This is a genomic window from Kitasatospora sp. NPDC003701 (assembly GCF_053587085.1).
This window is the reverse complement of record NZ_JBSFNM010000027.1, coordinates 35,755-48,939: the sequence shown is the minus strand read 5'-3', so window position 1 is coordinate 48,939 and position 13,185 is coordinate 35,755. Positions and strand designations below refer to the sequence as shown.

The window sequence follows — 13,185 nt, the reverse complement described above, 5'->3', positions numbered from 1 at the left end:
TGTTAATGGAAATGAGATGGGGATGTGACCTGCGTTGATTGCGAAGGCAGGGGAGTCCCACGGTGATCGCCGGAACCGTATTGCCAGTCCGTGTCCGGACGCAATACCGTTCGATTGCTTACTGATGGCCGAATTGATGGAACATCAACGGATGGCCAATCGGAAAATGGCATCAAATTGGACAAAGGCCCTCCCTGCCCACTGATGTGCGTGACATGGGTCACGCCAGTCGCCTCTGGGGTGGAGAGAGCCGCGCTGTGAAGGTGAACTGACACACCATGCGAATATCCCGTCCACCGAGATGGCTGCGGAGTCGACTGGCGAGACGCCTGGCGCCCCTGTGTGCCGTGGGACTCGTCCTGGCAACTTCCGGAGTCGCGGTCGCGGCCGTCCCGGCTCCCGTCGCTCCGCCGGCCCCGGGCCGGGACAGTGCCCGGCCGACGCCCTCCGTCAGCGCCGTGGAGACCGCGCTGAAGAAGGCGAAGGCCATCGGGAAGTCGGTCCCTGTCGAGGAACTGACGACCGAAACCTCCCTCACTGTCGCGTTGCCGACCGGCAAGCTCGCCCGCACGAGCCACCTGCTGCCGGCCAGGGTGAAGAAGGACGGCGCGTGGGCCGATGTCGACGCCGCGCTCGTCCGCGGTGCGGACGGGACGTTCGCGCCGAAGGCCACGCCGTCCGGTGTCACCGTGTCCGGCGGCGGCACCGGACCACTGGCGACCCTCACCGATCGGCAGGGTCGCAGCCTCGCGCTGACGTTCCCGGTGAACCTTCCCGCGCCCACCGTGGACGGCGACACCGCCGTCTACGCCGAGGTCCTGCCGGGCGTCGACCTCCGTGTCGAGGTAGGTGACCAGGGCTCGGTCCGCGAGGTGCTGGTCGTCAGGAACGCCACGGCCGCCGCCAACCCGGCACTGAAGTCGTTGCGGTTCGGCACCGCCACGAAGAACCTCGTCGTCTCCGACGACGGGCACGGGAACATCTCCGCCGCCCCAGCGGGTGGCGCACCCGTCTTCCGCGCGTCCGCTCCGATCATGTGGGACTCGGCCTCGGACGCCCCCGCCCCCGCCCCCGTCAGGGCGGCGGGCAAGGCCGTTGCAGCCTTCGCGGCGGGCGCTCCGGCCGACGGCACGCCGTCGGTCGACGCGGGCAGCTCGTCGTCGGTCGACGCTCCCGGGGCAGGCGCGCACGTGAAGCCGATCGGTGTGAGCGTCGATTCCTCGGCACTGACACTGACTCCCGACGCCGACCTGCTCGCGGGCAAGGGCACCGTCTGGCCGCTGTACATCGACCCGACGTTCCAGCCGACGCCGGCCATGGGAACGAACCACTTCGCCCAGGTCATGTCGGCGTCGGAGTGCGCCAACGTGTCGACCTACGACAAGCCCCAGAGCAAGGGCCAAGGCGTCGGTTACCAGCACTACGAGCGGCCCAACTGTTACGGCATGGAACGCTCGTACTTCGAGTTCGACACGAGTGGCGTGACGCGCGAGATGTACATCGCGGAGGCCAACGTGTACTTCACCGAGTCCTATGCGGCGGCGCACGACTGCAACGCCACCGCCCCGGTCTGGCTGAAGTGGACCGGCGGCATCGACGGCGCGACCACCTGGAACCGGCAGCCGGAGATCTACCGGCACCTCGGTGATGCCAAGTGGCCCAAGAGCGCCTACGACGGGTGCGGAGCGCAGCAGGTCGTCTTCCCCGTGACCAACGAGCTGCGCGAGGTGGCCCAGCAGGGCATCCAGCGGTGGACGGTCGGCCTGATCGGCGACGAGAGCACGTCGACCGACGTCCACCACTTCATGCGGATCTTCCCCAACCCGTACATCCTGGCCACGTACGACATCGCGCCGTACACCCCCAGCGACATCGACATCAGCCCCCGGACGAAGAACCCCGACTCGGAGTGCGGCGACGACCGGACCGGCTGGTTCGGCCGGACGGTGCCGCTGCCGGACGGCACGTCCGACGTCTGGCTGAAGGCCTGGGCCAGGACCCCTATGCCCGGTACCAACATCGCGGTCAACTTCCACGTCTGGGACAACATGACCGCAGGTGAGAACGGGGCGCCCGGCAACGGCGTCTGGCGCGCCAGCCAGCCCATCCCCCCGGGTGGTGGCTGGGGCGAGGCCAACCTGGGCTTCGTGCTGCAGGACGGGCACCAGTACGTCTGGGACGTCCGGTCCAGCGACGGCATCCTGGAGAGTCCTCCGACCGGATTCTGCTACTTCAACGTCGACCTCAGCGCGCCGACGCTCGCGAACATCGCCCCCTCCTCGGTGTTCCCGCCGCTGGGCAGCGGCATCAAGCCCACCGGCCACGCCGGTGATCCCGAACTGACCATCCGAGTGACCAGCACCGACCCGGTGCCGGGCGGTTGCACCCGCGGCAGCTGCATGGCCAGCGGCGTCCAGGGGTTCCAGTACGCGCTCGACGACACGAGCTCGCCGAACGGCTACGGCAGCAAGGCGACGGACGGTGTCGCGGCCGACGGCAGTGCCTACGCCGACATCCCGATCTCGCTCAACCGTGACAACTGGGGCGCGCACCGCCTGTACGTCCGCGCCGTTGACTTGGCGGGCAACTCCCAGCCGGAGTGGGCGATGTACGAGTTCTACGCTCCGTGGAATCCGGCCACCAAGGCCGTCGCCGGAGATGTGACCGGGGACGACATCCCCGACTACCTCGTACCGGCGTCCGACGGCTCGCTGAGCCTGCTCGCCGGGAACAGCGACTTCACGGCCCAGCCCGGAACCGCCTCCACGAAGGACCGGAGCCCCCGCCGCGACAGCTGGAACAACTTCCTGTTGGCGCACCGCGGTTCGTTCACCGGCAACAGCGTCGACGACCTGATCGTCTACGACAAGGCCGAGAAGCAGCTCTTCTACTTCGTCAACGACGCGGAGATGGTGCCGCAGGGCGTGACGGGCCACTTCACCCAGCTCCCCGTCCAGATCGGCACGACCGCCGGTCAGTGCAACCGTGGCATCGACGGCACCTGGCAGAACATCACCCAGATGACCGCCGTCAAGACGATCAGTGGCGCGGGGCAGCCCTACCTGGTCACCATCGAGAAGGGCCAACTGCTCTACTACGCGCCCAGCGCGACCGGCGACTGCCGCTTCGAGGCCGGTGTCAAGCTCGGTGCCGCCGACGACTGGAGCGGCTTCACCCTCCTGTACCCCGGCGACGTCAACGGCGAGCCGGCGCTGTGGGTGCGCGACAGCGTGACCGGCGCCGTCACCAGCCTGCCGCTGCCGATCGACACCACCGGGGCGCTCAAGCCGAACTTCCCGCGCCTGGCGACGCCTGCCCGCCAGTCCCTGGTGTCCGCGCTCAAGGACGCCAACGGCAAGAGCATGTGTGCCGACATCGACCACGGCAGGACGGCCAACGGCACGGTCGCCCAACTGTGGGAGTGCGCCGAGGGCGGCCGCGGCAACCAGCAGTTCACCCTCGGCGCCGACGGCTCGCTGCACGTCCTCGGCAAGTGCCTCGACGTCACCGGAGGCAGTATCGAGGACGGCTCACCCGTCAGCCTGTGGGACTGCAACAACGGCCCTGCCCAGAAATGGGTGCCCGTTCCCAACTCGTCGATGCTGAAGAACCCGCAATCGGGCAAGTGCCTCGACGTCCCCCGGGCCGATGCCACCGCCGGCAATCACCTGGGCATCTGGGAGTGCCACGACGGCGCGAGCGAGCATTGGACGGTCCCGACCGCCGGAACCGTGCTGCCGCTCGGGTTTGCCTCGGACGTCTTCACCAACGTGGACTCGCCCGGTGACATCAACGCCGACGGGTACCCCGACCTGAACGTCACCGTCTCCGACGGTCGGGTGATCCAGTACCTGGGCAGTGCTCCCGAGGGCGGGCTGCCGCAGTTCGGCGCGGCGCAGGAGATCTCGGGTGCGCGGCCTGTCAGCTACAACATCAACTCTGCCCACAACCCGACCCGCTGCATCGACAGCTACGGCGCACCCGACGGAGGCGCCCTGGGCTTCTACGACTGCTGGAACGGCACGAACCAGAAGTTCACCTTCGCCGCCGACAGCACCCTGCGCACTGGTGGTCGGTGCGTCACCGTCCGGGACGACCGGACCGACTGGGGTGCGCCGGTGGCTATCGCGGACTGCCGGGGCACTCGCGGGCAGGTCTGGACGTACCGCGGCGACGGCACGCTGTACAACCCCGCGTCGAACGCCTGCCTGGAGTTGCCCGGCTGGAACGACGCCAATGGCACCGTTCTGGGCATCTGGCAGTGCAGTCGCGACAGCAGCGGTACCGCCACTGCCAACGCCAACCAGCGGTGGATGATCCACCCCAATACCGCTTGACCACCTTCTCCGTACGGCCGCAGGCCCGCGACGCGCACTGCGTCGCGGGCCTGCCGTTGTGGGGCGCACGGGACCTGCGAGGAGGGGGTGGCCTCCGGACGTCACGTCCTCCGGCCTCACAGTTCGATCGTCGACCGAGGTACCAGCGGCAGACCCTGATCCGTCTCGATCTGTCGCCACTGCCTCCTGCGGTCGAACTCCCTCAGCTACCTCGCAGGTCCACTTCCATAGTGCTCTTCTCGCGCGCTCCGCACCAGGGCTTTTCGTGATGAATCGGGGCAATTCTTCCATGTCGGCGGAGGGAGGAGCCTGGTAGGAGGTGGTGCGGCAGCCGGGTGCTACCGCAGGGCGTCCTTGCGAAGGAACCGCTTCAGGCGCTGCCACGGCCAGGTGTTGATCACGTCCTCGGTGGTCAGCCAGGCCCGCTGGGCGGTGCCGGCCCCGTACTTCGGGTAGGCCAGTTGCAGGGTTGAGTGGGCGTCGCTGTCGATCGAGAAGCGGACCCCGTACCGCTTGGCCCGCAGCACGTCCTCGTCGCGCAGGTCGAGCCGCTGCGGCGAGCTGTTGATCTCGATCGCGGTCCCGGTCCGGGCGGCGGCCCGGAAGACGGCGTCGAGATCGACGTCGATCGGACCGCGCCGGCCGATCCGCCGGGTGGTGAGATGGCCGATGACGTGCACGTGCGGGTTCTCGCAGGCGCGGATCAGCCGGCGGGTCTGGGTGGCGCGGTCGGCTCCGAAGTGCGAGTGGACGGAGGCGACGCAGACGTCGAAACCGGTCAGGAACTCGGCGGGCCAGTCCACCCCGCCGTCCGGTCCGATGTTCAGCTCGGTGCCGTGCAGCAGGCGCATCCGCCGGTGGCGGCCGGCCAGTTCGCGCAGTCGCTCGCGCTGGGCGAGCATCTTCTCGTCCGTCATGCGCTGCATCACCAGGTCGGGCGCGTGGTCGGTGACGGCGTAGTACGCGTAGCCGCGGGCGGCCGCCGTGTCGATCATCTCCTCCAGGCTGGCCAGCCCGTCGGTGAGGTCGGTGTGGGAGTGCAGGTCGCCGCGCAGGTCCGCCTCGGTGACCAGCTCCGGGAGTTCGCCGCGCAGGGCCGCCTCGATCTCGCCCCGGTCCTCGCGCAGCGGTGGCGCGATCCAGGGCAGACCGAGCGCCGCGTAGACCTCCTCCTCGGTGGCCGAGACGATCTTCTCGCCGCTCTCGGCGTCGAACAGGCCGTACTCGGAGAGCTTGAGCCCGGCCCGGACGGCGATCGTGCGGAGCCGGATGTTGTGCGCCTTGGAGCCGGTGAAGTACACCAGCGCCGCTCCCCAGTCCTCCTCCGGCACCACCCGAAGGTCCACCTGGAGGCCCTTGGCGGTGCGCACCGAGGTCTTGGTGGTCCCGCGCACGATCACCTCGGCCGCGGCGGGGAGCCCGGCGAGCGCGGCCATCAGTGGCGCGGAGTCCTCGGCGGTGGCGAGCACGTCGATGTCGCCGACGGTCTCGCGCATCCGGCGCAGCGAACCCGCGTAGGCGCAGCGGGTGCAGCCCGGCACGGCCGCGATCGCCGCGACGATCTGCTCGGCCTGCTCGGTGGCGGCGTCCAGCAGGGTCCGGCCGCCGGACTGCCGCATCAGTTCGATGCCGCGCAGGATCTGCTCGCCGCTGCGCTCGCCGAAGCCGGCCACGGTGCTCAGCCGGTCCGCGCGGATCGCCTCCGCGAGCTGGTCGACGGAGGCGATGTCGAGGTCGCGGTAGAGGGCGAGGGCGCGTTTGGGGCCGACGCCGGGGATGGCCGTCATCTCGCGGACCCCGGCCGGGATGGCCGCGCGCAGCGTCTCCAGGGCCTCCATCCGGCCGGTGGCGAGGTACTGGGCGATCTTGTCGGCGGTGGACTTCCCGACGCCGGGGATCTGCTGGAGGCCCTTGGCGTCCAGCCCGGCGATGTCCTCCGGGTGGCCGCCCACCGCGCGGGCGGCCTTCTCGTAGGCGCGGGCCCGGAAGGCGTCCCCTCCGGTGATCGAGATCAGGTCGGCGTACTCCTGGAGCAGCTCCTGGACCTGGTCGTTGAGCCGGGTCATGGGGCCAGTCTAGGTTCGCCGGGCCGAGCGGGCCGGGCGGGCCGGGCGGGCCGGGCGGGTGTGCCCGGGCGCCGGTGGAGGCGGTGGGGCCGGTTCGATCGGGCGCCGGCGCCGGTGGCGGGGGACCCCGCCGGTCGGCGGGTTCGGTTCCGGCCGGTCGGCGGGGTACTGTGCCCGGTTCGTGCCCCGGAGCCGGATTGTCACCCGTGCGGCCGGGGGCGCAGGCTTGGCGAAGGGGCCCGGAACGCGGCCCGGTCCGGTCCGCCGCGCGGCTGGCGACGGTGATCGGTGAAGTACGAGGGGCAGGGCGATGGCACGCGGGAAGCTCTGGGGCTATGTCGCGTCGGGCGCCCGGGCGCTCGGCGGGTTCGGCGCGCTCGGTGGCACGGGTGGGGGTGGTCGGGGCGGTGGCCTCGGCGGGGGCGTGACCGGTGCGGGGGAGGAGGCGGGGTTCGGCCCCGCCGGCGGCCCCGGGCGGCCGCCGTCCGGTGTGATGGCCGGGCCTCGCGAACTGACCCGCCCGGAGCTGGAGCGGGTGCACTGGACGGACCGGGCGGAGGGCTGCGGTCCGCGGGCGCCGCACGTCCAGGTGGCCGACGTGGTCCAGCGGGTGCTGCGGGGCGGCGGCCGCGCGGGGCAGGTGGCGGTCCGAATACCGGCCGGCCTGCCGGTGGTGGTCGCGGACGCCCGGCGGCTGGAGTCGGCACTGGCCGGACTGATCGATCATGCGATCCGGCGCAGCCCGTGGGGCGCCAGGGTGCTGGTGCGCGCGGACGTGGCGAGCGCCCCGCGGGGGTCGGCGGGCGCGGGCGGTCCGGGCGGCAGTCCGGGCGGGGGCCGGGCCCGGGTGGAGCTCAGGGTGGTGGACCGCGGGCAGAGCGCGCTGCCGGAGGCGCGCCAGTGGCTGCTGGCCGGGCTGCGCTCCGGCGGTGCGGCCGGCCCGGCGGTGGACGGCCTGGTCCGCGCGGCCGGCGGGCGCCTGGCGGTGGAACCGACCCCGGGCGGCGGTCTCACCGTGGTCCTGGTCCTGGCGGTCGCCCGCGAGTGAGGCCGGGGCGACCGGTGAGGCCGGTGGGGCCGGTGGGGCCGGGGCGCCCGGGGACATGGGCAGGGGTGTGTGGGTCGGCGGGGCCGGCCGGGAGAACCGCAAAGACTTCTTCGCAAAAACCCTTTGCGAAGAAGTCTTTGCGGTTCTACTCTGCTGCCATGACCGAAGAAGAGCGGTGGCCGCACAGTCCCGACCCGCAGCGTGACGTCGTGCTCGACGCCAAGGGCCTGCGGGCCCTGGCCCACCCCGTCCGCGTGCAGCTGATCGGGCTGCTGCGCAGGGGCGGGCCCTCCACCGCGACGCGGCTCGCCGAGCAGATGGGGCTGACGTCGGGCGCGACCAGCTACCACCTGCGCCAGTTGGCGGCCTCCGGGTTCGTCGCCGAGGACACCGAGCGCGGCAACGCCCGCGAGCGGTGGTGGCGGGCGGTCCACCTGCTCACCGTGTGGACGGACATGGCGCTGGCGGACGAGGAGCCGGAGGCGGCCCTCGGGTACCTGCGGTCCGTCGTCGCCGCGCACACGCTGACCGCCCAGCGCGCGCTGAACGGGTACGAGACCATGCCGCGCGCCTGGCGCCATGCGCTCGACCTCAGCGACCTGGAGCTCCGGCTCACGCCCGAGGAGGCGCGCAGCCTGACGGAGGAGTTGGCCGCCGTCGTCGGGCGCTACCGGCAGATCGACGCGGAGGAGGCCCCGGCGGGCGCCGAGCGGGTGGCGGTGGTCCTTCAGGTGCTTCCCGAGCCCGCCGACGACGCCGACCAGGACGACGCTGCGCAGGACGACGCCGACCAGGACGACGCTGCGCAGGACGGGGCGGCGGACGGGCCCGAGGGGCCGGGGGTCCGGTGATGACCGCGTCGACCGCCGTCGCGGCCACCGCTCCGCGCAGCATCCGGCCGCTTGTCGGCGTGCTGTCGGCGATGGCCGTCTCGCTCACCGGTACCCGGGTCTCGGCCATCGCCCTGCCCTGGTTCGTCCTCGCCACCACCGGCAGCGCCACCATGACCGGCGTGGTCGCCTTCGTCGAGATGGCGCCGTACGTGCTGGTCAAGGCGCTCACCGGGCCGGTCGTCGACCGGCTGGGCCCGCGCGTCGTCTCCTGGACGGCGGACGCGGTGAGCGCCGTCGCGGCGGGCCTGGTGCCGCTGCTGCACGGGGTCGGGCTGCTGCCGTTCTGGTTGCTGCTGGTGCTGGTCGCGACGGTCGGCGCGGTGCGCGGCCCGGGGGACTTGGCCAAGGAGGTGATGGTCCCCGAGGCGGCCGACCACGCCCGGGTGCCGCTGGAGCGGGCCACCGGGCTCTCGGGTGTCACCGAGCGGCTGGCCTCGACGGTCGGCCCGGCGGTGGGCGGCGGGCTGATCGCACTGCTCGGCCCGATGGCCGGCCTGACGGTGAACGCGGTCTCCTTCGGGCTGGGGGCGCTGGTCGTGCTGTTCGCGCTGCCCCGGGGCATGGGCCGAGCCGCGCTCGCGCCGCAGTCCGTACCGGCCGAGCCGGCCGAGCCGTCCGGACGGTCCGCGAAGGGCGGGGATCGGGAGGAGCCGGCCGGTTACTGGCAGATGTTCCGGGAGGGCTTCACCTTCCTGCGCGGCGAGCCGCTGCTGCTCACCGTGATCGTCATGATCGCGGTGACCAATCTGCTGGATGCGGGCTTCATGACGGTCCTGGTGCCGCTCTGGGCCCGGGAGTCCGGCGGTGGCCCGGCCGCCATCGGGCTGACCGGCAGCGCCTGGGGGATCGCGGCGGTGGCGGGGAGCCTGATCGCCGCGGCCGTTGCCCACCGGCTCCCGCGCCGGGTGGTGTTCTTCACGGGCTTCCTGCTCTGCGGGGCGCCGAGGTTCCTCGTCCTCGCCCTGGACGCGCCGATCGGTGTGGTGCTCGCGGTCTTCGCGGTGGGCGGGTTCGGCTCCGGCTTCCTGAACCCGATCCTCGGGGCGGTGACCTTCGAGCGGGTGCCGCGCCACCTGCTGGGCCGCGTCGGCGCCCTCGGTGACTCCCTGGCCTGGGCCGGCATCCCCCTCGGCGGCCTGCTCGCCGGGGCGGCGGTGGCCCTCTCCGGACTGATACCCGTGCTGCTGGTGGGTGGTGGCCTGTACTTCGCCACCACCTCGCTGGCGGCCCTGCGTCCGGAGTGGCGGGAGATGGACCGCCTGCGCGGTCGCGGTCCGGCGGCCGATCCCCGCGAGCCCGAACGGCCGACGGTGTCCGCGCAGTCGCCGCCGGGCGCCACGGAGTCGAGCGCCGGGGCGGATCGTCACTCCCTGCCGGTAGCCTCCGCGCATGGTGGTGGATGAGGCGTCCGGGGCGGTCGGGTGGGTGGAGTCCCTGGGCGGTCCGCTGGTCGTCGTCCCCGAGGCGGCGCTCGCGGGCTGGTCGGGGTCGGCGGGCGGCGGTGAGCCCGTGGACGACTACGACCGGGCCTGCGCCGTCGAGGGCTTGACCGGAGTCCTCCCGCTCGGGTCGGGTGAGGCGCTGGTCCTGGCGGACGAGCCGGCGTCGACGGCCTGGCTCCCGGAGCAGGGTGTGTTCGTGCGCTGGTCGGCGGCGGAGTCCGAGGAGGCCCTGCTCGGCAGCGTCGATGCGGCGCTGCTCGCCGCGGCCTGGGGTCCGGAGGTGATCTGGCAGGTGCCGGGGCCGGTCGTGCTGTTCGACGCGGCGTGGACGGGTGAGGAGTGCCCTCAGCAGGAGCACCTGCGGATCGACCTGGCGGCCGGGCGCTACTGCGTCCGGGCCGCCTACGTGGAGCCCGATGCGCAGACCTGGCTCACCCTGGTCCGGCTGCGCCGCCTCCCCGCCCGGGCGGGGACGGAGGGCCGCCCCCGGTCGTGACGCGGGGGCGGCGGCGGTCCGCGTCGTTCGGGCGGGGCCGGAGCCTCGGGCGTGCGCCCTCCGTGCTCGAAGGGCGCCCTCCGTGCGCCGTTCGGGCGTCGAACTGCCTGGTCGTCAACTGTGCTGCGGACCTACCATGTTGGTGGGCGAAGGACGGGGGTGCGGGGTGGCGAACGGGGGCTCGGGGCCCGGGCGGCGACTGGAGGGCGCGATCGCCTGGGCGCTCAGGAACTCGGACGGTGTCGTCGCGTTCTGCGGGGCGCTGACCGTCGGTCTGCTCGACCTCTTCGGGGGAGGGCTCGGGGAGAACGTCGTCTCCGGTGCCACGCTGCTGGTGCTGGCCGCGGTGGTGTACGGGTCGCTGGCCGAGCGCAAGCGCCGGATCTCCGACATCCGGGAGGCCACGGCCGGTGCGAGGCAGGCGCTGGACAGTCTGACCTCGGTGCGTGAGCTGGCCGGCGTGGATCTCGAACGGGCGCTGGAAGGGGCCCGGCAGGACACCGACCGGTGGGTGTTCAAGGGGGGTACCGGTACCTACCTGCGGGCCGTGACCCTGCCCGAGTGCGTGCGCGAGGCGCGGCGCCGGCGCCGTTCGCTCACCGTCAAGATCGATATCGTGCACCCGGGTGACGAACGGGCCTGTGCCGCCTACTCGCGGTTCCGCGAGACCTTCGGGATCCGGCAGGGCCCCGTCGCGCAGGACGGCTGGAGTGTCGAGCGCACCCGCAAGGAGTCGTACGCCACCGTGCTGGCCGCTTCGTGGTACCGGCAGCGGCTCGACACCCTGGAGATCGACGTCCACCTGTCGTCCGTCGTCCCGACGCTGCGCTTCGACCTCTCCGCGTCGTGTCTGATCATCACCCAGGACGACCCGCGGCGGGTCAGCCTCTACATCGAGCGCGGGCGTCCGCTCTACGACTACTACGTCACCGAGCTGCACCACTACCGGGAGCAGGCGCTCAAGCTCGACCTGCGGGACACGGAGCCGCTCGGTGAGGACCCCACCGTCGACGAGGCGCGGCGGCTCTTCGAGCAGCTCCGCATCCCCTTGCCCGCGGCCTTCTCGGACCGCGACGTCGGCGACATCATCGACAGGGCGCTGCACGCGGAGAACCCCTACCGCAGGTAGCCGCCGGAGGCGGGAGACGATGGACCTCTTCACCAGACTCGACCGGGCCGCCGGGCGGACCGCGTCCTCGCCCGCACCGGGCGGGCCGAACGGACCGAACGGACCGAACGGACCGAATGGGCCAAACGAACCGAACGGGCCGAACGAACCGAACGGGCCGAACGGTGTGAACGGGCCCGGGGAGCCGGGCGGGCCGGGCGCCCCCGGGGAACCGGGCGGGCTCGACGGGCTGGTCGGCGGGATCCTGACCGAGATCGCCTCGGGCACCAGGCCGCTGCGCGCGGTGGCCCACCCGCTCGGCTTCTACTGCCTGCCCGTCCTGCGCGAGGGCGAGTGCGGGGTGTGCGTGCACGTCTTCGGGCCGCTCACGCCGGCTCCGAGCCGGGTGGCGGGCCCGCCGGAGATCCACTGCCACAGCTGGGAGCTGAAGAGCAGTGTGCTGTACGGGCGGGTCGGCAACTTGAAGGTCCGGGTGTTCGACGAGCCTCGGCGGCCGACGCACCGTGCGTTCGAGGTGCACAGCCGCGCGGGCACGGACGAGATCCGGCCGACCCCGCGCCTGGTGCGCTGGGAGCCCGTCGGCGAGCAGCGCAGCGCGCGCGGCGAGACGTACACCCTGGCGGCCGGGGAGTTCCACGCGACGCTCCTCGCCGCGGGCGCGCCGGCGGCCACCGTGGTGCTGGGGCGGTCCGTACCCGGGCCGGTGGATGTCGTACTGGGGCCCGTCGACGGGCCCGCCCGCCGGGTGGTGCGGCGGTTGTGCGACGCCGCCCAGACGGCGCGGATCGCCGGAGAGGCAGCGAGGAGGATCAGTGGACCGGACCAGGCCGCATGACGGCGCCGCCGCGTTCGCGTTCGAGTGCCGCGTCGCGGTGCAGGCCGCCGAGGAGGCGGGGGCGCTGCTGCGGGCCCGCTTCCTGGACGCCTTCGGGGTCTGCCCGAAGGGCGAGGACGGCGATGTGGTCACCGAACTCGACCTGCTGGCCGAGGCCCTGGTGACCAGACGGCTGGCGGAGTGCTTCCCCGGCGACCGGATCGTCGCCGAGGAGGGCGGGGTGACGGACGGGCGGTCGGGCGGCCCGGCGTCCGGCCGCACCTGGCTGGTGGACCCGCTCGACGGCAGCAACAACGTGGTGATCGGGCTGCCGGCCTATGTGGTGGGCATCGCGCTCTGCGTCGACGATGAGCCGGTGGTCGGAGTCGTGCACGACCCGGTGATCGGCCGGACGTGGTGGGCGGTCGCCGGGGCCGGTGCTTTCGGTCCGCGGGGGCGGCTGTGCGGCGGGGCCGGGGCGGCCCGGTCGGTGGGTGCGGCCGCCGCGGCAGGGCCGGTGCTCGCGTGGACCCAGGGGCACGGCATCGCGGCCGGTGACCGGCTGCTCCGGGCACTGAAGGCGGAGCTGGAGGCCGGATCCCGGCGGTTGCTGCAGCTGTGGGCGCCGCTCCTCGCCTGGTCGATGCTGGCCAGGGGGGACATCGACGGCTTCGTCGGCTACCTGCCGGAGGAGATCGACCTGCCGGCCGGGTGCCTGCTCGCGGCGGAGGCGGGCGTGGTGATCCGCCGGCTGGACGGCGGCCGGTTCAGCCGGCGGATCGGACAGCCCGACACCGCGCGGAGCTTCGTCGCGGGGAGGCCGGAGGTGGTCCCGTACCTGCTGGACCTGGTGGCCCGGGCCTCGGCGACCGGGAGCGGCTGAGGGCACCGGCGGTGCGGGGCCCGGCGCCCGGCACACCTCAAAGCCAAGCCCAGCACCCGGCACCCGAGCCCAGCACC

The 13,185-nt window shown here is 72.8% G+C and carries 9 protein-coding genes; 8 read left to right on the top strand and 1 reads right to left on the bottom strand.

All coding sequences use genetic code 11. From position 1 onward, the window contains the following. Positions 1 to 458: 458 nt before the first annotated feature. Complete coding sequence (locus ACWDRR_RS24395; protein WP_449774323.1) at positions 459 to 4,337, top strand: ricin-type beta-trefoil lectin domain protein; 3,879 nt, start codon at positions 459 to 461, stop codon at positions 4,335 to 4,337. A 338-nt stretch (positions 4,338 to 4,675) separates the two neighbouring features. Here ACWDRR_RS24395 and polX read toward each other — a convergent pair whose 3' ends face one another. Next, positions 4,676 to 6,403 carry a DNA polymerase/3'-5' exonuclease PolX gene (polX, locus tag ACWDRR_RS24390; protein ID WP_449774322.1) on the bottom strand — a complete coding sequence of 576 codons (1,728 nt, stop codon included), beginning with the start codon at positions 6,401 to 6,403 and terminating at the stop codon, positions 4,676 to 4,678. Between the two features lie 310 nt (positions 6,404 to 6,713). Between polX and ACWDRR_RS24385 the strand changes: the two genes are divergently transcribed. From ACWDRR_RS24385 to ACWDRR_RS24355, 7 genes are all read left to right on the top strand, one after another. Next, positions 6,714 to 7,451, top strand: a complete 738-nt coding sequence (locus tag ACWDRR_RS24385) for a hypothetical protein (protein WP_449774321.1) — start codon at positions 6,714 to 6,716, stop codon at positions 7,449 to 7,451. A 158-nt stretch (positions 7,452 to 7,609) separates the two neighbouring features. Then, complete coding sequence (locus tag ACWDRR_RS24380) at positions 7,610 to 8,302, top strand: helix-turn-helix domain-containing protein (RefSeq protein ID WP_449774320.1); 693 nt, start codon at positions 7,610 to 7,612, stop codon at positions 8,300 to 8,302. Continuing rightward, complete coding sequence (locus ACWDRR_RS24375; RefSeq protein ID WP_449774319.1) at positions 8,302 to 9,747, top strand: MFS transporter; 1,446 nt, start codon at positions 8,302 to 8,304, stop codon at positions 9,745 to 9,747. The genes ACWDRR_RS24380 and ACWDRR_RS24375 overlap by 1 nt, the downstream gene beginning before the upstream one ends. Then, a complete protein-coding gene (locus ACWDRR_RS24370) occupies positions 9,734 to 10,282 on the top strand; it encodes an Imm21 family immunity protein (RefSeq protein WP_449774318.1) in 549 nt (182 codons plus the stop codon). Before ACWDRR_RS24375 ends, ACWDRR_RS24370 begins: the two co-directional genes overlap by 14 nt. A 166-nt stretch (positions 10,283 to 10,448) precedes the next feature. Further along, the gene (locus tag ACWDRR_RS24365; protein WP_449774317.1) at positions 10,449 to 11,411 is read left to right on the top strand and encodes a hypothetical protein; all 963 of its coding nucleotides are present in this window, start codon (positions 10,449 to 10,451) and stop codon (positions 11,409 to 11,411) included. Between the two features lie 166 nt (positions 11,412 to 11,577). Next, entirely contained in the window at positions 11,578 to 12,246 is a 669-nt protein-coding gene (locus ACWDRR_RS24360) for a hypothetical protein (protein WP_449774316.1), read from the top strand. Then, positions 12,224 to 13,108, top strand: a complete 885-nt coding sequence (locus tag ACWDRR_RS24355) for an inositol monophosphatase family protein (RefSeq protein WP_449774315.1) — start codon at positions 12,224 to 12,226, stop codon at positions 13,106 to 13,108. The genes ACWDRR_RS24360 and ACWDRR_RS24355 overlap by 23 nt, the downstream gene beginning before the upstream one ends. The last annotated feature ends 77 nt before the right edge of the window (positions 13,109 to 13,185 follow it).